Annotated in this window: 21 protein-coding genes; 12 read left to right on the forward strand and 9 right to left on the reverse strand. The window is 60.8% G+C overall.

From position 1 onward, the window contains the following. Positions 1 to 27 precede the first annotated feature (27 nt). Positions 28 to 1,200: a XylR family transcriptional regulator gene (locus BFN10_RS22375; RefSeq protein WP_071491484.1), complete on the reverse strand. Its 1,173-nt coding sequence runs from the start codon at positions 1,198 to 1,200 to the stop codon at positions 28 to 30. A gap of 139 nt (positions 1,201 to 1,339) precedes the next feature. On the opposite strand from BFN10_RS22375, the gene xylA reads away from it, so the two are divergent. The 4 genes from xylA (at position 1,340) to BFN10_RS22395 (ending at position 6,596) form a co-directional block, all read left to right on the forward strand. Beyond that, the gene (xylA, locus tag BFN10_RS22380) at positions 1,340 to 2,656 is read left to right on the forward strand and encodes a xylose isomerase (protein WP_071491485.1); all 1,317 of its coding nucleotides are present in this window, start codon (positions 1,340 to 1,342) and stop codon (positions 2,654 to 2,656) included. Positions 2,657 to 2,913: 257 nt separating this feature from the next. Further along, positions 2,914 to 3,906: a D-xylose ABC transporter substrate-binding protein gene (gene xylF, locus BFN10_RS22385; protein ID WP_071491486.1), complete on the forward strand. Its 993-nt coding sequence runs from the start codon at positions 2,914 to 2,916 to the stop codon at positions 3,904 to 3,906. A 5-nt stretch (positions 3,907 to 3,911) separates the two neighbouring features. Next, the gene (xylG, locus tag BFN10_RS22390) at positions 3,912 to 5,459 is read left to right on the forward strand and encodes a D-xylose ABC transporter ATP-binding protein (protein ID WP_071491487.1); all 1,548 of its coding nucleotides are present in this window, start codon (positions 3,912 to 3,914) and stop codon (positions 5,457 to 5,459) included. Further along, a complete protein-coding gene (locus BFN10_RS22395; protein WP_071491488.1) occupies positions 5,460 to 6,596 on the forward strand; it encodes a sugar ABC transporter permease in 1,137 nt (378 codons plus the stop codon). It abuts the gene before it with no gap. Positions 6,597 to 6,691: 95 nt separating this feature from the next. On the opposite strand, the gene BFN10_RS22400 is transcribed toward BFN10_RS22395, so the two are convergent. The 6 genes from BFN10_RS22400 to BFN10_RS22420 form a co-directional block, all read right to left on the reverse strand. After that, positions 6,692 to 7,285: a LysE family translocator gene (locus tag BFN10_RS22400; RefSeq protein ID WP_071491489.1), complete on the reverse strand. Its 594-nt coding sequence runs from the start codon at positions 7,283 to 7,285 to the stop codon at positions 6,692 to 6,694. Further along, complete coding sequence (locus tag BFN10_RS30215; RefSeq protein WP_081049337.1) at positions 7,286 to 7,453, reverse strand: rubredoxin; 168 nt, start codon at positions 7,451 to 7,453, stop codon at positions 7,286 to 7,288. It lies immediately after the preceding gene. An 18-nt stretch (positions 7,454 to 7,471) separates the two neighbouring features. Then, positions 7,472 to 8,233 (reverse strand): iron-containing redox enzyme family protein, encoded by a 762-nt coding sequence (locus BFN10_RS22405; RefSeq protein WP_231999492.1) that lies wholly within the window; start codon positions 8,231 to 8,233, stop codon positions 7,472 to 7,474. A 519-nt stretch (positions 8,234 to 8,752) separates the two neighbouring features. Then, positions 8,753 to 10,003, reverse strand: a complete 1,251-nt coding sequence (locus tag BFN10_RS22410; protein ID WP_071491491.1) for a glycoside hydrolase family 68 protein — start codon at positions 10,001 to 10,003, stop codon at positions 8,753 to 8,755. A gap of 251 nt (positions 10,004 to 10,254) precedes the next feature. Beyond that, positions 10,255 to 11,193, reverse strand: a complete 939-nt coding sequence (locus BFN10_RS22415) for a pectate lyase family protein (RefSeq protein ID WP_071491492.1) — start codon at positions 11,191 to 11,193, stop codon at positions 10,255 to 10,257. A gap of 243 nt (positions 11,194 to 11,436) precedes the next feature. Next, positions 11,437 to 12,936, reverse strand: a complete 1,500-nt coding sequence (locus BFN10_RS22420) for a CoA-acylating methylmalonate-semialdehyde dehydrogenase (protein ID WP_071491493.1) — start codon at positions 12,934 to 12,936, stop codon at positions 11,437 to 11,439. A gap of 109 nt (positions 12,937 to 13,045) precedes the next feature. Between BFN10_RS22420 and BFN10_RS22425 the strand changes: the two genes are divergently transcribed. The 4 genes from BFN10_RS22425 to BFN10_RS22440 all read left to right on the forward strand — a co-directional run bounded on the left by BFN10_RS22425 (position 13,046) and on the right by BFN10_RS22440 (position 16,753). Beyond that, positions 13,046 to 13,984, forward strand: coding sequence for a LysR family transcriptional regulator (locus BFN10_RS22425; protein ID WP_071491494.1), 939 nt, complete (start codon positions 13,046 to 13,048; stop codon positions 13,982 to 13,984). Between the two features lie 68 nt (positions 13,985 to 14,052). Continuing rightward, the gene (locus tag BFN10_RS22430) at positions 14,053 to 14,997 is read left to right on the forward strand and encodes an ornithine cyclodeaminase family protein (protein ID WP_071491495.1); all 945 of its coding nucleotides are present in this window, start codon (positions 14,053 to 14,055) and stop codon (positions 14,995 to 14,997) included. Continuing rightward, on the forward strand, positions 14,994 to 16,127 hold the full coding sequence (locus BFN10_RS22435) for an NAD(P)/FAD-dependent oxidoreductase (RefSeq protein WP_071491496.1): 1,134 nt from the start codon (positions 14,994 to 14,996) through the stop codon (positions 16,125 to 16,127). Before BFN10_RS22430 ends, BFN10_RS22435 begins: the two co-directional genes overlap by 4 nt. Beyond that, positions 16,127 to 16,753 carry a helix-turn-helix transcriptional regulator gene (locus tag BFN10_RS22440; RefSeq protein ID WP_071491497.1) on the forward strand — a complete coding sequence of 209 codons (627 nt, stop codon included), beginning with the start codon at positions 16,127 to 16,129 and terminating at the stop codon, positions 16,751 to 16,753. Before BFN10_RS22435 ends, BFN10_RS22440 begins: the two co-directional genes overlap by 1 nt. Before the next feature lie 115 nt (positions 16,754 to 16,868). Here the strand turns inward: BFN10_RS22440 and BFN10_RS22445 are convergent, their stop codons facing one another. Next, positions 16,869 to 17,645, reverse strand: coding sequence for an ABC transporter substrate-binding protein (locus BFN10_RS22445; protein WP_071491498.1), 777 nt, complete (start codon positions 17,643 to 17,645; stop codon positions 16,869 to 16,871). Between the two features lie 262 nt (positions 17,646 to 17,907). Between BFN10_RS22445 and BFN10_RS22450 the strand changes: the two genes are divergently transcribed. Continuing rightward, positions 17,908 to 19,608, forward strand: a complete 1,701-nt coding sequence (locus tag BFN10_RS22450) for an AMP-binding protein (RefSeq protein ID WP_071491499.1) — start codon at positions 17,908 to 17,910, stop codon at positions 19,606 to 19,608. 132 nt (positions 19,609 to 19,740) lie between these two features. Here the strand turns inward: BFN10_RS22450 and BFN10_RS22455 are convergent, their stop codons facing one another. Next, positions 19,741 to 21,906 (reverse strand): TonB-dependent receptor, encoded by a 2,166-nt coding sequence (locus BFN10_RS22455; RefSeq protein ID WP_071491500.1) that lies wholly within the window; start codon positions 21,904 to 21,906, stop codon positions 19,741 to 19,743. Positions 21,907 to 22,014: 108 nt separating this feature from the next. Here BFN10_RS22455 and BFN10_RS22460 point away from each other — a divergent pair, with 108 nt between their 5' ends. From BFN10_RS22460 to BFN10_RS22470, 3 genes are read left to right on the forward strand one after another with little or no spacing between them, the layout of a single operon-like run. After that, positions 22,015 to 23,187, forward strand: a complete 1,173-nt coding sequence (locus BFN10_RS22460; RefSeq protein ID WP_071491501.1) for an MFS transporter — start codon at positions 22,015 to 22,017, stop codon at positions 23,185 to 23,187. A gap of 36 nt (positions 23,188 to 23,223) precedes the next feature. Continuing rightward, positions 23,224 to 23,739 carry a sigma-70 family RNA polymerase sigma factor gene (locus tag BFN10_RS22465; RefSeq protein WP_071491502.1) on the forward strand — a complete coding sequence of 172 codons (516 nt, stop codon included), beginning with the start codon at positions 23,224 to 23,226 and terminating at the stop codon, positions 23,737 to 23,739. Further along, complete coding sequence (locus BFN10_RS22470) at positions 23,740 to 24,708, forward strand: FecR domain-containing protein (protein ID WP_071491503.1); 969 nt, start codon at positions 23,740 to 23,742, stop codon at positions 24,706 to 24,708. Positions 24,709 to 24,730: the final 22 nt, after the last annotated feature.

Below are 24,730 nucleotides of genomic sequence, written 5' to 3' on the forward strand. Positions count from 1 at the left end.
AGCGAATGGGCGATGCCTGCAAAGTTTCTAATGGCTGTGCTGGTATTCCCGTGGCGTGCAGCCGAACTCGCGGCGGAACACGGTGTGCAGGTACTGCGCCGACTTGAAGCCGCACTGCTGGGCGATGTCGGCAATCGCCAGGTGGTTGCCCTGCAAGCCCTTGGCGGCGCTGGCGAGTTTGAAGCGCAGGATCTCGTCGTGCACGCTGCACCCGCGCGCCTTGCGAAAGTGCGATTCCAGCGATGAACGCGACACGCCGACATAGGCCGCCACCTGCGCCGTCTTGATGCCCTGGCAGGCGTATTGGCGGATAAACAGCAACGCCTGCATCACATAAGAGTTGCCCAAGGGTTGGTGCAGGCTCGACGCCTGCACGTTGATCGCATCCGGCGGCACCAGCACCTGCGTGCCGGTGCAGGGCTTGCCATGCAGCATCTGGTGCAACAGCGCGGCGGCGGTGCGGCCCATGGTTTCGGTGCCCTGGATCACCGAACTCAACGGCACGCGCGTGAGGGTGCGGGTCAGTGGGTCGTTGTCGATACCGATCAGCGCCACTTCTTCCGGCACCGCGATGCCGGCGGTGAGACAGGCTTGCAGCAGTTGCCGGGCGCGGGCGTCGGTGACCGCAATGATCCCGATGGGCTTGGGCAGGCTTTGCAGCCAGGCGATCTGCTGCTCCACCGCGCTGTCCCACAGCGGCGCACTGGTGCCCAGGCCGCGATAGATCTGCACTGGCAAGCCATCGCGTTGCAGCAAGCGCTTGAAGGCCTTTTCGCGCTCCTGGGCCCAGCGATTGGCCTGGGCTTCGGGCAGGCTGAAACAGGCGAACCGCGTCACACCGGCCTCGATCAAATGTTCATAGGCCAGCTTCATCAAGGCCGCATTGTCGGTGGCCACATAGGGAATGCCCTTGGGGTAGGCGCGCGCATCCTCATAAGAACCGCCCACTGCCACCACCGGCACCTTGCTGCCGGCCAGCGCCTCGCCGATCAGCGGGTCGTCGAAGTCGGCGATGATGCCGTCGCCCTGCCAGCGCTCTATGCCTTTGAGGCGGCACAGGAAGTCCTCTTCAAGGAACAAGTCCCAGGACGCGCGGGTACTGCTCAGGTAATTGCCGATGCCGGCGATGATGCCACGGTCGTAGATTTTGCTGCCGTTGAACAGCAAGGCGATGCGGTGCACGGGCGGTAGGGTTTTCATTGTTGTTGTCCTGGGGCCGGTCGCAACAGCCTAGACCCTGCCACTCAAAATCGCACCCTCCCTTGGTGATTTTCATAATCGGCAGCCCATTGGCCGTTGCTAGTATCGGGGCACCGCCAAGAACAATAAGGAAAACGCCATGCCGTACTTCCCCGGTGTCGAGAAGGTTCGCTTCGAAGGCCCCAGCAGCGACTCTGCCCTCGCCTTTCGCCATTACGACGCCAATAAAATCATCCTCGGCAAACCCATGCGCGAACACCTGCGCATGGCCGCCTGTTATTGGCACACCTTCGTCTGGCCAGGGGCGGATATGTTTGGCGTGGGCACCTTCAAACGGCCATGGCAACGCAGTGGCGAGCCGATGGATCTGGCCATCGGCAAGGCGGATGCGGCCTTCGAGTTTTTCACCAAGCTGGGCATCGACTACTACAGCTTTCACGACACGGACGTCGCCCCCGAAGGCAGCTCGCTCAAGGAATACCGCAATCACTTTGCGCAGATGGTCGACCACCTGGAACGCCATCAGGAACAAACCGGCATCAAACTGCTGTGGGGCACCGCCAACTGCTTCAGCAACCCACGCTTTGCCGCCGGCGCCGCGAGCAACCCGGACCCGGAGGTGTTTGCCTACGCCGCCGCCCAGGTGTTCAGCGCGATGAACGCGACGCTGCGGCTCAAAGGCGCCAACTATGTACTGTGGGGCGGCCGTGAAGGCTATGAAACCCTGCTCAACACCGACCTCAAGCGCGAACGCGAACAGCTCGGGCGCTTTATGCGCATGGTGGTAGAGCACAAGCACAAGATCGGCTTCAAGGGCGACCTGCTGATCGAGCCCAAGCCCCAGGAGCCGACCAAGCACCAATACGATTACGACAGCGCCACGGTGTTCGGCTTCCTGCATGAGTTCGGCCTGGAGCATGAGATCAAGGTCAACATTGAGGCCAACCACGCGACCCTGGCCGGGCACAGCTTTCATCATGAGATCGCCACCGCCGTGTCCCTCGGGATTTTCGGCAGCATCGACGCCAACCGTGGCGACCCGCAGAACGGCTGGGACACCGACCAGTTCCCCAACAGCGTCGAGGAAATGACCCTGGCCACTTATGAAATCCTCAAGGCCGGGGGTTTCAAGAATGGCGGCTACAATTTCGATTCCAAGGTACGCCGCCAGAGCCTCGATGAGGTAGACCTGTTCCACGGGCATGTGGCGGCCATGGATGTGTTGGCGCTGGCGCTGGAGCGGGCGGCGGCCATGGTCGAGAACGACCGGTTGCAGCAGTTCAAGGACCAGCGTTACGCCGGCTGGCAGCAGCCGCTGGGCCAGGCGGTGCTGGCGGGGGAATTCAGCCTGGAATCCCTGGCCGAGCATGCCTTTGCCCATGAGCTGAACCCGCAGGCGGTGAGTGGTCGGCAAGAGATGCTGGAAGGTATTGTGAATCGCTTTATCTACCGCTGACTGTGTGACATGCGGGCTTTTTTTGTGGCGAGCTGGCTTGTTGTGGCGAGCGGGCTTGCCCCGCGTTGGGCTGCGAAGCAGCCCCAGAACCAGGCGCCTAGGTGTGTCAGGTGAAAACATGTCGCNGGGGCCGCTTCGCGCCCCAACGCGGGGCAAGCCCGCTCGCCACAACAGCTCACTTGCCACAACACGCTTCATCGCCACAAGTACGGTGTTTGCCTAGAGTCTTTCCAACAACAATAAAAGGACGCATAACCATGAAACGCACCCTCATCGCCACTGCCCTGGCCCTGTTCGCCCTGCCGGTGCTGGCCGACTCGGCCCACCCGAAGATCGGCTTCTCCATCGATGACTTGCGCCTGGAACGCTGGTCCCGCGACCGCGACTACTTCGTCGCCGCCGCAGAGAAACTCGACGCCAAAGTCTTCGTGCAATCCGCCGATGCCAACGAGCAAAAACAGATCTCCCAGATCGAAAACCTGATTTCCCGCGGCGTCGATGTGATCGTCATCGTACCGTTCAACGCCACCGTGCTCACCAACGCCGTCGCCGAAGCCAAGAAAGCCGGGATCAAGGTGGTGTCCTATGACCGCCTGATCCTGAATGCGGACATCGACGCCTACATCTCCTTCGATAACGAAAAGGTCGGCGAAATGCAGGCCAGCGGCGTGCTGCAAGCGGCGCCCAAGGGCAACTACTTCCTGCTCGGCGGCGCGCCCACCGACAACAACGCCAAGGTGCTGCGCGAAGGCCAGATGAAAGTGCTGCAACCGGCCATCGACAAGGGCGATATCAAGGTGGTCGGCCAGCAGTGGGTCAAGGAATGGAACCCCACCGAAGCCCTGAGCATCGTCGAAAACGCCCTGACCCGGAACAACAACAAGATCGACGCCATCGTCGCCTCCAACGACGCCACCGCCGGCGGTGCGATCCAGGCCCTGGCCGCGCAGAAACTGGCGGGCAAGGTGCCGATCTCCGGCCAGGATGCCGACCTGGCGGCGGTCAAGCGCGTGATCGACGGCACCCAGACCATGACCGTGTACAAGCCGCTCAAGCTGATCGCCAGCGAAGCCGCCAAACTTTCGGTGCAACTGGCGCGCAATGAGCAACCCACCTACAGCTCGCAGTACGACAACGGCAGCAAAAAGGTCGACACCATCCTGCTCACCCCGACCCCGCTGACCAAGGCGAACATCGACCTGCTGGAGAAAGACGGGTTCTACACCAAAGAGCAGATGGCCGGGCAGTAAGCGCCATGGTCGACTACCTGCTGCAAATGAACGGCATCGTCAAACGCTTTGGCGGGGTCAACGCGCTGAACGGCATCGATATCAAGGTGCGGCCGGGGGAATGCGTCGGCCTGTGCGGCGAGAACGGCGCCGGTAAATCCACCTTGATGAAGGTGCTGTCGGCGGTGTATCCCCACGGCACCTGGGACGGCGAAATTCTCTGGGACGGGCAGCCGCTCAAGGCCCAGTCGATCAGCGAAACCGAAGCGGCCGGTATCGTGATCATCCACCAGGAACTGACCCTGGTGCCCGACCTGTCGGTGGCCGAAAACATCTTCATGGGTCATGAACTGACCCTGCCGGGCGGGCGCATGAACTACCCGGCGATGTTCCACCGCGCCGAAGCCTTGATGCGCGAGCTCAAGGTGCCGGACATGAACGTGGCGCTGCCGGTGTCGCAGTACGGCGGCGGCCACCAGCAACTGGTGGAAATCGCCAAGGCCCTGAACAAACAGGCGCGGCTGCTGATTCTCGACGAGCCCTCCTCGGCCCTGACCCGCTCGGAAATCGAGGTGCTGCTGGACATCATCCGCGGCCTCAAGGCCAAGGGCGTGGCCTGCGTGTACATCTCCCACAAGCTCGATGAGGTGGCGGCGGTGTGCGACACCGTTGCGGTGATCCGCGACGGCAAGCACATCGCGACCACCGCCATGGCCGACATGGACATCGCACAAATCATCACCCAGATGGTCGGCCGCGAGATGAGCAACCTCTACCCCACCGCACCCCATGCGGTGGGCGAGGTGATTTTCGAGGCACGCAACGTCACCTGCCATGACGTCGACAACCCCAGGCGCAAGCGCGTGGACGATGTGTCCTTTGTGCTCAAGCGCGGGGAAATCCTCGGCATTGCCGGGCTGGTCGGTGCCGGGCGCACGGAGCTGGTGTCGGCACTGTTCGGTGCCTACCCCGGTCGCTACAGCGCCGAGGTGTGGCTGGACGGCCAGGTGATCGACACGCGCACGCCGCTCAAATCGATCCGCGCCGGGCTGTGCATGGTGCCCGAGGACCGCAAGCGTCAGGGCATCATTCCCGACTTCGGCGTGGGCCAGAACATCACCCTGGCGGTACTCGACACCTACGCGCACCTGACGCGCATCGACGCCGAAGCCGAACTGGGCAGCATCGACCAGCAGATTGCACGCCTGCACCTCAAGACCGCCAGCCCGTTCCTGCCGATCACCAGCCTGTCCGGTGGCAACCAGCAAAAGGCCGTGCTGGCGAAAATGCTGATGGCCAAGCCTCGCGTGCTGATCCTCGATGAGCCCACACGCGGGGTGGACGTGGGCGCCAAGTATGAGATCTACAAATTGATGGGTGCGCTGGCGGCCGAGGGAGTGTCGATCATCATGGTCTCCTCGGAGCTGGCCGAAGTACTCGGCGTATCCGACCGCGTGTTGGTGATCGGCGACGGCCAGTTGCGCGGCGACTTCATCAACGACGGGCTCACCCAGGAACAGGTGCTCGCCGCGGCGCTCAGCCAACACAATAATAATGATCGGAAGACCGCGTAGATGAATCAGCTCAAACAGCTGTTTACCCGCTACAAAATGCTTGCCCTAGCGATCGCCGTGGCGGTGATCTGGCTGTTTTTCAGTTGGCAGACCGAGGGGGGCTTCCTTACACCGCGCAACCTGTCCAACCTGCTGCGGCAGATGTCGATCACCGGGATCCTGGCGTGCGGCATGGTGCTGGTGATCATCAGCGGCGAGATCGATTTGTCGGTGGGCTCGTTGCTCGGCTTGCTGGGCGGGTTGGCGGCGATCCTGGACGTGGTGTATCACGTGCCGCTGTTGGCGAACCTGAGCCTGGTTGCCCTGTGCGGCTTGATGATCGGGTTGGCCAACGGCTACATGACCGCCTACCTGCGTATCCCGTCGTTTATCGTTGGCCTGGGGGGGATGTTGGCGTTTCGCGGGATTCTCCTGGGGATCACGGGCGGTACCACCATTGCGCCGGTGTCGCCTTCCTTGGTGTATGTGGGCCAAGGGTATTTGCCCCATTCGGTCGGGATCGGCCTCGGTGTCTTACTGTTTGCCCTGACCCTGTTCCTCACCTGGAAACAACGGCGCAACCGCGCACTGCATGGCCTGGCTGCACATTCATTGGTGCGTGATGTGCTGCGCGTGGTGGTGATCGGCGCGGTGCTGGCCGGGTTCGTCACCACCCTCAACAGCTACGACGGCATCCCCGTGCCGGTGCTGCTGTTGCTGGTACTGCTCGGTGTATTCAGCTACGTCACCAGCCAGACCGTGTTCGGCCGCCGGGTGTATGCGGTGGGCAGCAATATGGAAGCCACGCGCCTGTCGGGCATCAACGTGCAGGCAGTGAAACTGTGGATCTTCGGCATCATGGGCGTGATGTGCGCGCTCGCCGGGTTGGTCAACACCGCTCGCCTGGCTGCCGGCTCGCCGTCGGCGGGTAACATGGGTGAGCTGGATGCCATCGCCGCGTGTTTTATCGGCGGCACATCGATGCGCGGCGGCTCGGGCACGGTGTATGGCGCGTTGCTCGGGGCGTTGGTGATTACCAGCCTGGATAACGGCATGTCGATGCTGGATGTGGACAGTTACTGGCAGATGATCGTGAAGGGCAGCATTCTGGTGCTGGCGGTTTGGGTGGATGTGAGTACCCGCACAGGTCGGCGCTAGGAACGCAGGATTAATGTGGGAGGTGGCTCGCCCCGATGGCGGTGGATGAGTCAGCTTACCTCTAGCTGACTCATCCACCGCCATCGGGGGCAAGCCTATAGCGATAGAGCACAAGCCATCTGCCAGCCCGCAAATCCAATCAGACACACCCCGCTCGCTCGATTGAGCACACCAAAACCTGAACGTTCAGCAAACAGCTTCTTCATCCCCCCACCCCCTGCTGCATACAACATTTGCCCGAGAAACGAGCCCACTAGAACACCCAGCAAATTCCAGTAGATTCCCTGCCCCTGAAGCTGGGCGCCGCTGGCGATGGCATAGGAAGAAATCGCCGCAATGGTGAACGGGCTAGTCAACGTCAGTAAAAAGACCGGTACAAATCCTGCGGTGCACGTTATCTGCATCGTGCCAGCAGCGTTCTTGAATGTGGTAACACCAAGATAAAGGAGGTAGGCAATCGCTCCCCACGTCAATAGCTGATGATTGGCGACCCAAAATGCTTCGACCACCTTCAAGCCTGTAAACGCGACAGCTGCAAATACCGCGTCGGCAACTGCCGCCCCCAGGGCTGCGGGCAATGCACTGCGAAAGCCAAAGACGATGGACTGCCTTAGAATGATCAAGGCTATCGGTCCAACGCTTATTGAAAGCAGTGTCGAAAATAGCATTGCACTCAGAAAGTCGTGCATTTACCTCACAATCTCTCTGAACATTTTTTTCTTTGCCCGACAGTGCGGACACTGAAAATTGTCGTCTAGCTCGCCCCACCTTGTTCCTGCCTCAACGTCGACTAGAAGCTCACCCAATGCCTCGGAATAAACGTAGTGACAGATCTGACACTCATAAGACTTATACATGTAGACAATCTCCAGAATTCAAAGACTCTGCGGGTCGGCAAGGCGACGATTAAGTGCCGAAAACATATGTTCAAAACCGTCCATGAATGCCATCGCACCGCGCATGGCTTGTGGAGCGATACCTGGGTTTTTCTCCAAGTATGAAATTACGATCTCCCGCCCGGTCGCTACGTGCATGGGTTCGACTTCGCAGTGGATAGCGAAGAACGCCAAGACCGGGTCTTCCTCATCCACCAAGCCATACTCACGGGCGTATTTTTTAAACCCTTCAAGAAAGTACTGAAACTCTCTGGACGAGGTCATTTCCGAAGCCAAATGAAAACCCAACGCTTCGCCCAAAAACTCGGAGCGGTACATCCTATGCGTGTTATTCCCCATCGCAGTACCCTCTGGGAGTACGTTAGACGGATTAAACAGATCAGCATCGGAAAGCCCCAGATGAATCGTCAGTTGTTTAAACATCTGATGATGGGTAGGCAGCATATGTTTACTATGCTGGTGCAGACCATACTCATCAACCGAAGCATAAAGAATATGCGCAGCCTTGGCTGTGCCATTCCACATATCCTCCTTGATCCATTCATCCGTAACACGTGCAGCCAACGCAACGATTCCCGCAGGCACGTCTTTAAAAAAAGCCCAAAGGGTGCCAAAAAACAAGGCCATACCCTGATGCGTCAGAGGACGAGCAGAGATAATCTCGCCGAATTTTTCAAGTTCCCTAAGCGCGGCATGCCGGACAATTGCATTAGCCACCTCGTTGTAACCGGCCTCGCACACTCTATAAATCTCATTCTTAGAGAGCCTTTCATTTCATTTGATCTGTTTTTTACTGAATTTTGAGCATCCATCATTTTCATCCTTGTTTTTATAAAAAAATGATTTCACACCTTTTAAAGCAAGCGATTAAATTATTTATCCGCACATAAATTTGTCAAGCCAAAACACCTCATGATTTTGTATCACACATCTTAAACGCTCACTGTAGAGCGTTCCTGCACGATAAAAAAAACCGCCAGCAAACCAGCAACTAAGTCCTACCGATAATACTGTAGGCTGCGTTTGTAAGACGAATACCATCCGAAGGAAATTCCCATCACCAATTAAACCATCCATTAGTTTATTTATTCATCAATTAAACATGCTCGCACTGACACACCCTGCTCTACACCGCCAGCTTGCTCGACAGTGCTTCGGCCACCGAACTGGATTGCGGTTAAAAAAGTGGGAGGAGGCAAGCCCCCTCCCACTTTTGCATCGGTTTACACCAGATGAATCAGGCTGACGATTGCACGGCAGTCACTGGCTCAACACCACATCGCGCATCGCCGGGATGTAGCCATAGTCATACGCTTCCTGCACAAACGAACGATCGCCCTTCAACACAATCCTGACCGTCGGCGCTTCGGTGCCGCCGATACGGTAGTCATCGCCGGTGGTGGGCACACTGTCGATAAACGATGTCACCAGGCCGTTGGGCATTACACAGTGGGAGTATGTCTGGAAGGGCTGCGAAGGCGGATTGCCGAGCACCAGGCCGGAGGCGTTCATCGGTGTGTAAGGGCCGAACAGCCGGTCGCTGACGAAACCATACACGCCATCCGGGCCCGTCACGCCGTCCGCGTAGGTGAACTTGTGACTGATGGTGAACAGGTAGTACTTGTTGTCCTGGAACACATAGTGCGGCCGTTCGGTCTGGTCGTTCACACCAACGGCGGTCACCAGCGGTGGCAAAATCTCCCACTCGTCACCGTTGAGGTCTTTGGCCACCGCAATGCCGATGCAGCCGACCTGATAACGCGCACCGCCGACATCTTCATGCCCGGGCGGCACCAGGCCTATTTCATTCGGGCCTACTTCGTGTGTCCCGCGCTCGCCGGCAACATTGCCTTCGAACACCATGTACAACCTGCCATCTTTTGGATCGATAAAGGGGCTGGGATCGCGAAAGTTCCAAGTCGAATTTTGCGCTTCGGTTTGGTAATAGATACCGTCGGCATCAAACAACGATTTGACCTGATCAAAGCCCCGCAGGGTCACGCCGGTATCCGAGGTGACCACCTGGCCCCTGACTTTGGCAATGGTGGCGCCCGGTGTGACGCAGGTGTAATACAGGTCGATATCGCCGTTGTTATTCAGCAGGATCGGTGTACCTGCCCATTCCCGCGTGGTCGGCGAAACCCCTTCGGCCATGACACGACCGCCGAAGATCCAGTCCTTGCCGGTGCGCGAATACCAGTAGCAGATACGCGCATGGCCATGGCGGTCTTCCCAGTCGCGCTTGATGTCGTAACGGCCATCGGCGTTGATGAATTGTGGATCATGGGGGCGACGATCAGCCGTCAGGGTGAAGATCACTGACCAGCCATTGACCGATACCACCGTACCATCCAGTTCACGCAAGGGCATGGTGTCCCAGATAAAGACCGTGTCACTCATGACAGGAAAGTCAGGACTCACTAACGGCTGTGTCGTCGTCGGGTCATTCTCATTAACTTTCAGCGCATCGGCCCGTGTCCAGCGAGTGGGTGTGTGATTCGCATGTTTCATGATGATGTCCTTTTGCTGACGCTTAAGTGACAAGCGAAGATTAAATAGCACATGACAGCCAACAACTTGATAGTGGCTGAAAGAGCAAGGGATAGTTGGCTCTGCAAGTGCGAAACAAGGTTTAACATGGAAGCCTGCCTGTCGCAACATGAAGAATTATTTAGATTATAAAGGCCATCACTGTATTTATATCCTTGATATAAATACAGTGGCACTCGCGTTAATTGATCACTAAGTAGAAAGCTAGCTAATCAACTACCAAAGACCAGTGCAACCGACTGGGCGCCGGCATTCTTCTGGGTAAAATCCTTGGCTTGTGCGGCGGTCTTCAAGGTATAGCCATAGTTGGATGACGCCGTCCACTGCGCCTTGGGCGACTTCTGATTAGTGATTGGCGGCACGCTGTTGATGTCGGTGAAGGTCCCGTTGCCCTTGTCATCCAACATGCCTTTATTTTGGCTGCCTTCGCCAAAGTAGTTACTTTCAAAAAGGATGTTGGCATTTTGTGCCAGGGTAAAACCGAGGTGGAAGTTATTGATGTAGTTGTTGTACACATGAAAATAACCGTAACGCATCAAGCCAGGCGCACGCACTTCCATGTTATCGAAGCGGTTATGGCACAGTGTCAGGCGTGGGTAACCATTGAACGCGGCATTATTATCATCCGCCGGGTGACCGAAGATCAGACCATACTTATGACTGCCAAAGAAGCAGTGACTGATGGTGGCATAATCGGCCTTTTCCCCGATATACAGCAGTTTATCTTCGCTGCCGTCAGTGGTGGACCAGCTGTGCCCGACGAAAGAGCAATGGTCGATCCAATACTTGCTGCCGTAGTTCAAGTAGACCTGGATATCGTCATTGGCCTTGATACTTGCCGAGTGCTTGAAGATAAGATTCTGCAGAATGATGTTCTGCGACTGCGCCGTTGCACGCAGGTGAATATTCTCCAGGGTGCGGTCCTGGAACGAGCCAATCAGGGTCTTGTTGGCACCCATGTTGACTTTGGTCAGGCTCGACGCCGAGATATTACTGTTGATCACCAGTACCCGTGGGGTGGTGTCGCCGATATTGGCCTTGAGTTGATCGAGCGTGGTGATACTGACCACAGGGCCGGACCAGCCACCTGTCACTTTTGCCGCTTGGGCGAAACCGATCAGACCGGTGAGTCTGCTTTCTGGGTAGGACATGAGTTCCCTCTCTATCAATAAAAATGGCTCGGTAAGACGAGCCTGTGCATCAAGTTAATCCGTTAACTTGCACACAGTGTCTGGCAGGACTGAGGTTGCCGGTGTTGGTCGATCAGCGCTTAAACACTGTGTTTATATACAGTATTGTGCATTCGCCCGACCGTCAACCCTGAAGTGGAAAACAATCGAAAGTGGGAGGGGGCAAGCCCCTCCCACATTTGCCCTGCTGTGTTCTTTTGGCCGTTATTTGGACACCGGCATCGCAAACTCCGCGCCCTGCTCGATGCTTTCCGACCAGCGCTGCATGATCGACTTTTGCTTGGTATAGAAGCGCACGCCCTCGGTGCCATAGGCGTGCATGTCGCCGAACAAACTCTTTTTCCAACCACCAAAGCCATGCCAGGCCATCGGCACCGGGATCGGCACATTGATGCCGACCATGCCCACTTCAATGCGCCGTGCAAATTCGCGGGCGATGTTGCCGTCGCGGGTAAAGCAGCTGACGCCGTTGCCGAATTCGTGGTCGTTGACCAGCTTGATCGCCTCGGCAAAGTCATTCACGCGCACGCACGCCAGTACCGGGCCGAAGATTTCTTCGCGGTAGATGCTCATTTCCTGGGTGACGTGGTCGAACAGGGTCGCGCCGAGCCAGAAGCCATTTTCCAGGCCGGCTTCGGTCGGCACATAGTCGCGCCCATCGAGCAGCAACTGCGCGCCCGCCTGCACGCCTTGTTCGATGTAGCCGCTGATGCGCTCCAGGGCGGCGCGGGACACAATCGGGCCCATCTCGGCCTTGAGGTCGCGGCCGTCGGTGATGCGCAGGTGCCTGGCGCGCTCGGTCAGCGCCGCGATGACTTTGTCGCCCACATCGCCCACCAGCACCGCCACGGAGATGGCCATGCAGCGCTCGCCGGCACTGCCGTAGGCGGCGCCCATCAAGGCGTCGACGGTTTTGTCGAGATCGGCGTCGGGCATTACCACCATGTGGTTTTTTGCGCCGCCCAGGCCTTGCACGCGCTTGCCGTTGCGCGCACCGGTCTCGTAGATGTACTGGGCAATCGGCGTGGAGCCGACAAAGCTCACGGCCTTGACGTCCGGGTGCTCGATCAGCGCATCCACCGATTCCTTGTCGCCCTGCACCACGTTGAACACGCCTTTGGGCAGGCCGGCTTCGCGCAGCAGTTCGGCCATGAACAACGAGGCGCTCGGGTCGGTGGGGCTTGGCTTGAGGATGAAGGTGTTGCCCGCCGCGATGGCGATCGGGTACATCCACATCGGCACCATCACCGGGAAGTTGAACGGCGTCACACCCGCCACCACGCCCAGCGGTTGGCGCATCGTCCAGTTGTCCATGCCGCGGGAAACCTGGTCGGAATGCTCGCCCTTGAGCAGGTTGGGGATGCCGCAGGCAAACTCCAGGATATCGATGCCACGATCCACTTCGCCCTGGGCGTCGGTGAAGACCTTGCCGTGTTCGGCGACGATGATGCGCGCCAGGTCGTCCTTGCGCTCACGCAGCAGGTGCAGGTATTCGAACAGCACGCGGGCACGGCGGATCGGCGGGGTGTCGGCCCAACCGGCGAACGCGGCCTGGGCGGCGGCGACGGCTTCGGACACGGTCTGGCGGCTGGCCAGGGCGACGCGGCCGGTCTTTTCGCCGGTGGCCGGGTTGTAGACGTCCTGATAGCGATCGTCGCGGGACACGCGCTGGTCGTTGATGTAGTGCTCGATGGTGGTGGTCATGGCAGTAGATCCCAGGTGGATAGCGTTGGGGACCACGATAGGCTTTCGATTTGTTCCAAACCAGAGCAGAATCCAGAACTTATTGTCCAGCACAGCGAACAATCCACCCATGGAAAAATCCGAGATCGAAGGGCTGTGGACCCATATCCACTGGCTGTCGGTGCTGGAGGAACAAGGCACCTACACCGCCGCTGCCGCACGCCTGGGCGTGAGCAAGTCGGCGGTGAGCCAGCGTATTTCCGACCTGGAAAAAGCCACCGGCACGCGGCTGGTCACCCGCACCACGCGCAGCGTCAGGCTGACCGATGCGGGGCTGTCGTTGACCCGTGAAGTGCGCAGCGCCTATGAGCAGATCGCCCGCAGCTTTTCCTCGGTACGCGACTCGGTTGGCGAGATTCGCGGGCTGGTACGGCTGACCGCGCCGGTGGCGTTCGCCCGTCAGCAATTGGTGCCGTACTTGTCGGAATTCCTGCAACAGTACCCGCAGGTGCGCATTCAACTGGACGTGTCCGACGCCCTGAGTTCACTGGCCGCCGAAGGCTACGACCTGGCCGTGCGCCACGGCTTCCAGGTGCCGGAAACCCATGTGGCCTGGAAGCTGTGCGACACCGGCTCGGTGCTGGTCGCCACCCGGGAATACCTGCAGCGCCACGGCGAACCGCGTGAACCCGGTGATCTGTGCGCACATAACTGCCTGTTCTACCCTCGCGGCGCCGACCAGCCGGCCTGGACCTTCGAGCGTGGCACTAAAAACGTCGAACGCCTCACCGTGCCCATCGCCGGCAGCTTCGCCACCAACAACAGCGAAGCCCTGCGCGATGCGGCCCTCAATCACCTGGGCATCGCCCTGCTCCCCGACTTCAGCGCCCACGCCGCCCTGGCCGGCGGCAAGCTGGTGCAGGTGCTCAAGGGCTGGACGCTCAAGGGCGCGTTTGCCGACGAGATCTATTTGATACGACCGTATTCGCCCCATGTGCCTAAGGCGGTGAGTGCGTTGGTGGGGTTTCTGAAAACTGAATTGTCGGGTGGGTTTCGCTTTACGAGGTGATCTTTTACGCTTGCCCAACGAAACTAAAAGTCCATAATAGACAAATTAGTTTACTTGCGGAGAACCCCATGTCCAGCACACCCCATGTGATCCACCAGGCCCAGGCCCGCGAATTGCTCGGAAAAGTCGATGTGCCGCAGATCCTGCGCAAGCTGTTCCAGGACCTGGCGGCCGGGCAAGCCGTGCAGCCAGCGCAGCAACTGGTGGAGTTCCCGCACGCCGCCGGCGACTTTATCAACTACCTGGGTGTGCTGGCCGAGGATGGGGTGTACGGGGTCAAGACCTCGCCCTATATTGTGGGTGAGCAAGGGCCACTGGTGACCGCGTGGACCTTGTTGATGTCGATGCAGACCGGCCAACCCCTGCTGCTGTGCGATGCGGCCGAACTGACCACGGCCCGCACTGCGGCCACCACAGCGCTGGCGGTGGAAGCATTGGCGCCTTTACCAGCAAGGCGCCTGGCGATCATTGGCAGCGGCAAGGTGGCGCAGGCGCATTTGCACTACGTCAAGCAACTGCGTGACTGGCAGCACATCAGCCTGTTTTCCCCCAGTCTGGGCAACGCCAGCGCCGAGGCTATCGCCCACCTCAAAAACCTGGACCCACGGGTGGTCATCGCCGACAGCTGCGAGGCGGCCGTGGACGACGCCGATGTGATCCTGCTGTGCACCTCGTCGGCCGGGCCGGTACTCGACCCTGCCCGCTTGAGCAAACCGGCGCTGATTACCTCGATCAGCACCAATGCGCCCCGCGCCCACGAAGTGCCGCCCCACAGCCTGAACGCGATGCAGGTGTTCTGCGACTATCGCCAGACCACCCCGGGCGCGGCGGGTGACATGCTGATCGCCGCCGAGCAACACGGGTGGGACCCGCGTGCCATCGTGGGGGACTTGCCCGAACTGCTCAGCGAATGGGTGCAACCTCCGACCTACGACCGTCATGTATTCTTCCGCTCCATCGGCCTGGGCCTGGAAGACATCGCCCTGGCCAATGCCCTCTGGAGACAGCTATGAACCACGCAGATTTCATCATCATCGGCGGCGGTATTGCCGGCGCTTCCACGGGGTTCTGGTTGTCGCAGCACGGCAAGGTGCGGGTGCTTGAGCGCGAAAGCCACCCGGCCTATCACTCCACCGGACGTTCGGCGGCACTGTTTACCGCCGCCTACGGCACCCCGCAGGTGCGGGCGCTGACCCTGGCCAGCCGGGCGTTTTTCGACAACCCGCCGCCCGGTTTCTGCGAACACCCGTTGCTCACGCCCCGGGGCGAAATGACCGTGGACTTCATCGGCGATGCGGCCGAGTTGAACACCCAGTATCAGAGCGCCAAGGCCACCGTGGCCGAGGTCGAACTGCTCAGCGCCGACGAGGCCTGTGCGAAGTTGCCGATCCTGCGCCGGGAAAAAGTCCACGGCGCGCTGTATGACCCCACCGCCAGCGACATCGACACCGACGCCCTGCACCAGGGCTACCTGCGCGGTATCCGCCGCAACGGTGGCCAGGTGCATACCGATAGCCAAGTACTCGGCTTGAGCCGCGACAGCGACGGCGTCTGGCAGGTGCAAACCCAGGACACAAACTACACCGCGCCGGTCATCATCAACGCCGCCGGCGCCTGGGCCGACCACATCGGCGGTCTCGCCGGGGCCGCGTCCATCGGTTTGCAGCCCAAGCGGCGTTCGGCGTTCATCTTCGCCGGCCCCGACGGCGTCGACAGCCACCGCTGGCCGATGCTGGTGGCGCTGGACGAATCCTTCTACATGAAACCCGACGCCGGCATGTTCCTCGGTTCCCCGGCCAACGCCGACCCGGTGGCGCCTCAGGATATTCAGCCCGAAGAGCTGGACATCGCCATGGGCATCTACCAGATCGAAGAAGCCACCACCCTGACCATCCGCCGCCCGACCCGCACCTGGGCCGGCCTGCGCAGCTTCGTGCACGACGGTGATCTGCTCGCGGGTTTTGATCCGGTGGTACCGGGGCTGTTCTGGGTCGCGGCACAGGGCGGTTATGGCATCCAGACCTCACCGGCCATGGGCCAGGCCAGTGCCGCACTGGTGCGCGGCGCAGCGCTGCCGGAGGCGCTGACACGCTTCGGCCTCGACGCTGGTATGCTTTCCCTTGCCCGCCTGGAGCCCCATTGATGAACACCGCTGAACAAGACACCGTCATGCAGAACTTCCGCGCGATGGCCGACGCCATCGCCACGCTGTTCTTCCCCCACGCCGAAGCGGTGCTGCATGACCTGCGCTCGCAAAAAGTCGATTACATCGCCAATAACCTGTCCAAGCGCAGCATCGGCGATGACTCGGCGCTGGAGGACATGCTCGACGCCGACGTCAGCGAGGTCAATATCGGCCCGTACGAAAAGCTCAACTGGGATGGCCAGAAAATCCGCAGCCTGAGCACCGTGCTGCACGACCACAAGGGCCGACGCCTGGCGGTGCTGTGCATCAACCTGAATATTTCACTGTTTGAAAACGCCAAGGCGGCACTGGACCTGTTCCTGTCGCCGAGCAAGCTGATCCCGCAGCCGGACTCGTTGTTTCGCGATGACTGGCAGGAGCGCATCAACACGTTTTTGCATGCCTGGATGCGCGAGCGGCAGTTGAGCCTGAATGTGCTGACCCGCGATCACAAGCGTGAGCTGGTGCTGGCCCTGCACGCCGAGGGGGCGTTCAAGGGCAAGAGCGCGTCGAACTATGTGGCCAATGTGCTGGGCATGGGGCGGGCGACGGTCTACAAGCATCTGAAGGAACTGAAGGGCTGAGGTGCGCACGACGCATTTTGTGGCGAGCGGGCTTGCCACAGCAAGCCCGCTCGCCACAACAAGTCCGTTGGCCTCAGGGGTTCTAATTGGCCGCGCGACAGCGCGCGTGTACCTCTCAATCGCCGTAGATATCGGCCTTGAAGTACTGCTGCGAAATCTTCTGGTACTCGCCACTGGCGCGAATGCCGTCAATGGCCGCATTCAACTGGCTGACCAATTCAGTATTGCCCTTGCGTACCGCGATGCCCGCGCCCTCGCCCACGTATTTCGGGTCCTTGAGTTCCGGGCCGACAAAGGCATAGCCCTTGCCACGGGGCATCTGCAGGAAATCATTCAAGGGGATGGTGTCGGCAAAGATCGCATCCAGTCGCCCGGCAGCCAGGTCCATGTAGATCTCTTCGTTATTGCCATAGCGCTTGACGTTGATGCCCTTGGGCTCGAACACCTCGGTGGCGTAGCGATCCGTGGTGGTCGCACGCTGCACCCCCACCGTCTTGCCCTTGAGGCTGGCGTACTGGTCATCCACCACCGCCCCCTCCTTCATCACCAGGCGCGATGAAGTGAAGTAGTACTTGTGGGTGAAATCCACCGACTTCTTGCGGTCTTCGTTGATGGTCATGGACGACAGCGCCATGTCGATTTTCTTGACCTTGAGGGACGGAATCAGACCGTCGAACTCACCTTCGACCCACACGCACTTGACCTTCATCTGCGTGCACAGCGCATTGCCGATGTCGTAGTCGAACCCGACGATCTTGCCTTCCTGGGTCTTGGAGGCGAACGGTGGGTAAGCCGCCTCGATACCGATGCGCAGGGTTTTCTCGGCGGCGGCCAAGGGGCCGGATGCAAGCAGGCTCAAGGCCAGGGCGGTAATGAGGGAGCGTTTCTGCATGATCGTGGTCTCGCAAGTTGTTGTTGGTTTGGCAAGAGTGAGAAAGAGATGAATCGCGCACTTTTGTACTTATAATTCCATCTTGGACTTTTACGTCTCAATCGTCAATCTCACTGCTGCCTGGCGCGACACCCATGACTTTTTTGCACAACGCACCGGTGTTTTTGGGCGTTCTGCTCTGATTTATGCGTGCCTATACTCGGTCCAGCCTCTCGGCTAAACCGAGGGTCAGTCCCCACAACAATAATTAAGGACAGCCACCATGACCCAGCCCTTCCTGGCCGCTCGGGATTTTCTGCTCGCTCACCGCACCGACTACGCCACTGCCGTCCGGGACTTCCGTTGGCCGCAACTGGATGCATTCAACTGGGCCTTGGACTATTTCGACACGATGGCCGAGGGCAATGCGGCGCATGCGCTGTGGATCGTCGAGGAAGACGGCAGTGAGCAACGCTACAGCTTCCAGCAACTGGCCACGCGCTCCAACCAGGTGGCCAATCACTTGCGCGCGCTCGGTGTACGTCGCGGTGACCGGGTGCTGTTGATGCTCGGCAACGATGTGGCGCTGTGGGACACCATGCTCGCCGCGTTCAAGCTCGGTGCCGTGGTCATTCCTGCCACCGCCCTGCTGAACCCCGACGACCTGCGCGACCGCATCGAGCGCGGGCAGGTGCGCCATCTGGTGGTCGGCGAGGCTCACGTGCCTAAATTCGACGGGCTGGCAGACGGTTGCAACCGCATCTGCGTGGGCGCGGCACCGCAGGGTTGGGTCACCCACAACGCCGCCTTTGAATACCCCGAACAGTTCGAGGCCGAAGGCCGCACCCTGGCCACCGACCCGATGCTGCTCTATTTCACCTCCGGCACCACGTCCAAACCGAAGATGGTGCTGCACAGCCACCAGAGTTACCCGGTGGGCCACCTGTCGACCATGTACTGGATCGGCCTGCAGCCGGGCGATCTGCACCTGAATATCTCCTCGCCCGGTTGGGCCAAGCATGCCTGGAGTTGCCTGTTCGCCCCCTGGAATGCCGGTGCGTGCATCTTTATCCATAACGTCGCGCGGTTCAGCGCGCCGGCCCTGCTCAGTGCCTTGGAACGCTACGGCGTGACTAGCCTGTGTGCGCCGCCCACGGTATGGCGCATGCTGATCCAGGAGGATCTTGCCAGCTATAAATCGCGCCTGAGCCTGCGCGAATTGGTAGGCGCCGGTGAGCCGCTGAACCCGGAAATCATCGAGCAGATCCAGCACGCCTGGGGCCTGCCGTTGCGCGACGGTTTCGGCCAATCGGAAACCACCGCGCTGGTGGGCAATACCCCAGGCCAGGTGCTCAAGCCCGGTTCCATGGGCCGCCCGCTGCCGGGCTACCAGGTGGCCTTGCTCGACCCGGATGGAATTCCCGGCAGCGAAGGCGAAGTCGCCCTGCCCCTTGACGTGCGCCCTCTCGGCCTGATGCTCTGCTACGAAGACAGCCCGGAGAAAACCGCCGAGGTCATGCGTGACGGCTACTACCGCACCGGCGACACCGCGCAGGTCGACGCCGACGGCTACATCACCTTCGTCGGTCGCGCCGACGATGTGTTCAAGGCCTCCGACTACCGCATCAGCCCGTTCGAGCTGGAAAGCGCCTTGATCGAACACCCGGCGGTCATGGAAGTGGCCGTGGTGCCGAGCCCAGACCCGCTGCGCCTGGCGGTGCCCAAGGCGTTCCTGATCCTGGCCCACGATGCTGCGGGCGACGCCGAACTGGCCCGGCACATCCTGGCTTTTGCCCGCGAGCACCTGGCGCCGTACAAACGGGTGCGGCGTATCGAGTTCGTCAGCGAGCTGCCCAAGACCATCTCCGGCAAGATCCGCCGCGTGGAGCTGCGGCAGATGGAGGTGGTGCGGCGCCAAAGTGACACACGGGGTGAACAGGAGTATTTCGAAGAAGACTTTGTGGTGAATACGCCCACGGTTTAAATGACTGTTACGGTAAAAATGTGGGAGGGGGCTTGCCCCCGATGATGGCTTGTCAGCCACAAATGTGCTGACTGATACACCGCCATCGGGGTAAGCCCCCTCCCACATTGTAAGTGCCTCTGAGTTATCGGGTCAGAAGTCCACTGTCGCCGACAGCTGCAAGGTACGCGGATAACCCGGCGAAAATGCACCGTACGACGCCACGCCCGACCAGTACTCACGGTCAAACACGTTCTGCACCGTAGCCCGGAAGGTAGTGGGCCGGCCTTCGATCTTGGTCGCATACCGCGCCCCCGCATCGATGCGCGTCCATGAATCCAGTGCCTGGGTGTTGGCCTGGTTGACGTATTGGCTGTCGGTGTAGATCGCACCTCCCGTGAGGGTAAAGCCTTCCAGCCACGGCGTGTCCCACTCGGCCCAGAGGTTGGCCTGGATATCCGGCACGCCCACGGGTTTGTTGCCCCGGTTGGCGGCAGTGGCGGACTTGGTCAGTTCGCCATCGAGGAACGTCACGCCGCCCATCAAGCGGGTGCCGGGCGCCACTTCGCCGAACATGCTCAGTTCGAGGCCGCGGTTACGCTGTTCGGCCTGCACCGAATACACGCCGTTGGCGCCCAGTTCGCCGCTGGGCTTTTCGATCTGGAACAGTGCAACGGTGGTCATGAAGGTGCCGTGTTCATACTTCACGCCCACTTCGTGTTGCTTGGATTCATACGGGGCGAAGGTTTCGCCGGCATTGCTCGCCGTGCCCGGTGCCGCATCACCTTTGCTGAGGCCCTCGACGTAGTTGTAGTAGAGCGACACGTCTTCCCACGGTTTGATGACCACCCCCAGCAGCGGCGTATTGGCGCTGGCGTCATAGCGCGAGCTGACCCCGCCGGTGCTGTTGTAGTTGCGCGATTCGATCGACTGGTGGCGCATGCCCAGGGTCAATTGCAGGCGATCATCCAGAAAGCCCAAGGTGTCACTGAGCGCAACGCCGGACAATTCGGTCTCGGAAATACGCAGTACCTTCGGCGCATTGATGTATTGCTTGGGCGTGTCCACCGGGTGGTAGATGTTCGAACGGATCTCCTTGCCGTTGGTGATGCCCCGCGACAGTTCATCCTGGTAACGGGTCGCCATCAGCGTGGTGATGTGGGTCACCGGGCCGGTGGCGAACAGCCCGCGCAGGCCCACATCGGCGGTCGAGCGGTCGACGTTGAATTTGTAGTAGCCGGGAATATTGCTGGTGTCGCCGGCGTCATTGAGGATGCGTGGCACCTGGTCGGACATGCGTTTCACATCCGACCTGCCGCCACCGGCGTGGACGAACACGCTCAGGTTGTCGTTGAGGTCGTATTCACCGCCGAGCAACAGCGACTGTTCCTTGGTATCGGACCAACCCCATTTCTGCGGCAGGCTGGTGCGACCATTGGGCGCCGACGGCACCTCGACGCCCGGCGCAATCGTGAACGGCCGCGAGGCGCCCTCCCAGCTTTCCTTCTGGCTGATGTAATCGAGGTTCAGGCGCAGCCGCTCGCCATGGTAATCCAGGGCAATCGCGCCGATGCCGACATCGCGGTTCTGATTGTCCACGACGGTGTCGCCGCCCTGCAGGCTGCCGTTGAAGCGCACGCCAAACTGGTTTTCATCGCCGAAGCGGCGGCTGATGTCCAGGTGGCCGCCCACCTGCGTGTCCGCCGCATAGCTGCCGGTGAAGCGGGTCAGGTCCTGGTCCAGCGGGCGCTTGGGCACGATATTGATCACTCCGCCCACACCGCTGTTGGGGGAGATCCCGTACATCAGCGCCCCAGGCCCCTTGAGTACTTCGACACGTTCGGCGTACTCGGTGAACGCCCGGTAGTTGGGTGCCACGCCGTACACACCGTCGTAGGCCAGTTCACCCAGGTTGCCCTCGCCAATCGCAAACCCTCGGATGAAGAACGAGTCGACGATGCCACCGGCCTGCCCGGTGGAGCGCACCGAAGGGTCGCGCTCCAGGGCATCGGCCACGGTCACGGTTTGCAGGTCGGCCAGGGTCTTGGCGGTGTAGCTGGTGACGCTGAACGGTGTGTCCATCACGTCCTTGTTGCCCATCATGCCCAAGCGCGCGCCACGAGCGACCTGGCCACCGGCGAGCACCCCCGGCAGATCGGTGGGGCCGCTGTAGCGGGCGTTGACGTTCGTCGCATCAAGCGTCAGGCTCTGCGCGCTGTCGTCGCTCGCGTCCACAGTGGCGGCCCAGGCGGGCGTGCTGGCGGCGACCAGGATCAGGGCGGAACGAACAGCAAGGGTTAACCGGCTGGCAACGGGCATGACATCAGGGTCCTTTCATCGTGAGAAAATGAGAATTACTCCTGATGCCAGCCGACGCGGGAAAAAGTATCAGCGTCCCGCGCGTTTTTTTCATACCGAGGCCGTTTCATGCCACCGACCCGTGTCCTGATTTACCTGCTGTTCACGATCCAGCTTGTGTCGATGGGCGCCATGGAGATGAGCGGGCCGTTCTGGCCCATTCATCTGCGCGGCTTGACCGACTCCGACACGCTGTTCAGCTTCGCCAGCATCGCGGTGTACGTGGGGCCGATGCTCGGCATCCTGCTGACCAGCGCGTTCTGGGGCCGCATCGGTGACCGTTACGGCCACAAGTGGATGATGATCCGCGCACTGGTCGGGCTGACGTTGACCCAACTGGGCCTGGCGCTGTTCAGCGACCTGTGGGCGATCCTGGTCCTGCGGTTCCTGCAGGGCGCCTGCGCCGGTTACATCGCCCCGGCCCAGGCCTATGGGGTGAGCATCGAGGCGCCTTCACGGCGGGCACGGCTGTTTGCGCTGCTGCAGATTTCCACCAATGTCGGCTCGTTGCTCGGAGCGGTGCTGGGCGGCCTGATCCTCGACCATGCCACGTTTTTCTGGATCAACCTCAGCGCCGCCGCACTCTGCGCGGTGTGCACGCTGGTGGCGGCGGTGACCCTGCCGGATGTTGCGCCGGTCAAGAAAACCGCATCCACTACCAAGGGCGGTGTGTGGCAAGGGTCTGCACTGCTGCCGCTGCTCAGTGTGATGGGCCTCCTGCTGCTGGCGCGGATGCTGCCGCAGACTTCGTTCTCGCTGTATGTGAGCACCACGTTCAACGTCAGCAATGCGCTGGTGGGCCTGTGCTACGGTTTGCTGGCGCTGGGGTTCATCCTGTCGGCCACCGCGTGGTCGCGGCATTTCGAGGGGCGCACACAAGCCGACACACTGCGGCGCATCGGCTACGTGGTGGTCGGCTGCATCGCCCTCACCGGGCTGGCCGGGGTCACCCACAACCCTGGGGTGTTTGTCGGCAGCTACTTCGTGTGGGGCGTGCTGCTGGGCGCGACCACGCCGGTGCTGATGGCGCTGATTTCGAAAACCGCCGACAGCGCCCGGCAAGGCCATGTGCTGGGCATTGCCCAGGGCACCGCGCAGTTCGCCTCGATTGCCGGTATCGCCCTCGGCGGGTTGCTCAGCCAGGTGTATGGCCTGGCGTATACCTACCTGTTCGTATGTCTCGCGTATGCGGTGACGTTCCTTGCGATTCTCGCATTGCGCTACCGCAGGGTTGTCCCTTAGCATTGGGAATACTTCTCAATTGCACGGATCCGCGCCATGAGCGAAATCCTCACCGCCGACAAGCACCAGCACCTGCGCGCGATCGAGGCCCTGTACTGCGGCCATCACGGCTGGCTGTACGCCACGCTCAAGCGCAAGCTCGGCAACGCCATGGATGCGGCCGACCTGGCCCAGGACACTTTCACGCGTATCCTCGCCTCCCAGGTCACGGTGATCGACCAGCCAAGGGCTTACCTGAGCTGCGTGGCCAAGGGCATCCTGGTCAACTGGTATCAGCGCAAGGCGTTGGAACGCGCTTACCTGGAAGCGCTCGCCAGCGTGCCAATCCAGGAAGTGCCTTCGCCGGAAGCGCATTTCGTGGTGCTGGAAACCCTGCACGAGATCGACGCGATGCTCGACGCCCTCCCCTCGCTGGTCAAGCGCACGTTCCTGCTGTCGCAGATCAACGGCCTCAAGTACCAGGACATCGCCGAGCAATTGGGCGTGTCGCTGATCACCGTCAAACGCTACATGAAACAGGCCTTTGTGCAGTGCCTGATGCTGGTGGAATAAGTGCTCAGCCTGCGCAAGGAACCCCCGTTGGCCCCTGAAGTCCTCGAAGAAGCCGCCGAATGGCTGATGCGCCTGAGCGAAAACGACCTCAGCGACCACGAGCGCGCCGAATGGGAGCGCTGGAAAATCAGCAGCCCCGAACGTGATCGCGCCTGGGCCCGTGCGCAATTGCTGCAAAGCAAGCTGGGCGGCCTGCCGCCGTCCCTGGCGATGTCGGCCCTCGACCGCCCGAGCCACCCGGAACGCCGCGCCGCCCTGGGCAAGCTGGCCCTGCTGCTGGCGGTGATGCCGGTGGGCTGGGGCAGTTGGAAACTGGCGCAGACCCAGCAGTGGACCGCCGACTACCGCACTCGCGTCGGCGAGCGCCGCGAACTGACCCTGGCCGATGGCTCGCGCATCACCCTCAACACCGACTCCGCCATCGACGTGCGCTACGACCGCCAGCAACGCCTGGTGCACCTGCGCGAAGGTGAAATCCTGGTGCAGACCGCGCAGGATCCGTCCCGCCCGTTCCTGGTCAGTACGCGCCAGGGCCGCATGCAAGCCTTGGGCACGCGCTTTACCGTGCGCGAACTGAGCGGGCGCACCCACCTGGCCGTGCTCGAAGGCGCCGTCAAAGTGATGCTGGCCGAGAACACTCAGACCGCGCCGCTGATCGTCAACGCCGGGCAACGCACGGACTTTTCCGCACAGACCTTTGGCACGCTCACCGCCACCGACCGCAACGTCGGCGCCTGGACCCGGGGTATGCTGATGGCCGACAAGATGCGCCTGGCGGATTTCGTCGCCGAACTGACCCGCTATCGCCGCGGCTTCGTGCGCTATGACCCGGCGATTGCCGACCTGCGCATTTCCGGCGCCTTCCCCATCAGCGACCCGCAGCGCACCCTGAACATGCTGGTGCAGACCTACCCGGTGCTCGTCAGCGGCCACCTGAACGGCTACTGGGTCACCCTGTCCCCCGCCTGAGTGGGCGTGAAAATAAAACGCC

Origin of the sequence: Pseudomonas extremorientalis, from assembly GCF_001870465.1 — a bacterium.
Classification (GTDB): Bacteria; Pseudomonadota; Gammaproteobacteria; order Pseudomonadales; family Pseudomonadaceae; genus Aquipseudomonas; species Aquipseudomonas extremorientalis.

Excerpts from the sequence above, each read along its gene's own strand:
- BFN10_RS22375 (WP_071491484.1), bottom strand. The coding sequence starts at position 1,200 with ATGAAAACCCTACCGCCCGTGCACCGCATCGCCTTGCTGTTCAACGGC.
- xylA (WP_071491485.1), top strand. The coding sequence starts at position 1,340 with ATGCCGTACTTCCCCGGTGTCGAGAAGGTTCGCTTCGAAGGCCCCAGC.
- xylF (WP_071491486.1), top strand. The coding sequence starts at position 2,914 with ATGAAACGCACCCTCATCGCCACTGCCCTGGCCCTGTTCGCCCTGCCG.
- xylG (WP_071491487.1), top strand. The coding sequence starts at position 3,912 with ATGGTCGACTACCTGCTGCAAATGAACGGCATCGTCAAACGCTTTGGC.
- BFN10_RS22395 (WP_071491488.1), top strand. The coding sequence starts at position 5,460 with ATGAATCAGCTCAAACAGCTGTTTACCCGCTACAAAATGCTTGCCCTA.
- BFN10_RS22400 (WP_071491489.1), bottom strand. The coding sequence starts at position 7,285 with ATGCACGACTTTCTGAGTGCAATGCTATTTTCGACACTGCTTTCAATA.
- BFN10_RS30215 (WP_081049337.1), bottom strand. The coding sequence starts at position 7,453 with ATGTATAAGTCTTATGAGTGTCAGATCTGTCACTACGTTTATTCCGAG.
- BFN10_RS22410 (WP_071491491.1), bottom strand. The coding sequence starts at position 10,003 with ATGAAACATGCGAATCACACACCCACTCGCTGGACACGGGCCGATGCG.
- BFN10_RS22415 (WP_071491492.1), bottom strand. The coding sequence starts at position 11,193 with ATGTCCTACCCAGAAAGCAGACTCACCGGTCTGATCGGTTTCGCCCAA.
- BFN10_RS22420 (WP_071491493.1), bottom strand. The coding sequence starts at position 12,936 with ATGACCACCACCATCGAGCACTACATCAACGACCAGCGCGTGTCCCGC.
- BFN10_RS22425 (WP_071491494.1), top strand. The coding sequence starts at position 13,046 with ATGGAAAAATCCGAGATCGAAGGGCTGTGGACCCATATCCACTGGCTG.
- BFN10_RS22430 (WP_071491495.1), top strand. The coding sequence starts at position 14,053 with ATGTCCAGCACACCCCATGTGATCCACCAGGCCCAGGCCCGCGAATTG.
- BFN10_RS22435 (WP_071491496.1), top strand. The coding sequence starts at position 14,994 with ATGAACCACGCAGATTTCATCATCATCGGCGGCGGTATTGCCGGCGCT.
- BFN10_RS22440 (WP_071491497.1), top strand. The coding sequence starts at position 16,127 with ATGAACACCGCTGAACAAGACACCGTCATGCAGAACTTCCGCGCGATG.
- BFN10_RS22445 (WP_071491498.1), bottom strand. The coding sequence starts at position 17,645 with ATGCAGAAACGCTCCCTCATTACCGCCCTGGCCTTGAGCCTGCTTGCA.
- BFN10_RS22450 (WP_071491499.1), top strand. The coding sequence starts at position 17,908 with ATGACCCAGCCCTTCCTGGCCGCTCGGGATTTTCTGCTCGCTCACCGC.
- BFN10_RS22455 (WP_071491500.1), bottom strand. The coding sequence starts at position 21,906 with ATGCCCGTTGCCAGCCGGTTAACCCTTGCTGTTCGTTCCGCCCTGATC.
- BFN10_RS22460 (WP_071491501.1), top strand. The coding sequence starts at position 22,015 with ATGCCACCGACCCGTGTCCTGATTTACCTGCTGTTCACGATCCAGCTT.
- BFN10_RS22465 (WP_071491502.1), top strand. The coding sequence starts at position 23,224 with ATGAGCGAAATCCTCACCGCCGACAAGCACCAGCACCTGCGCGCGATC.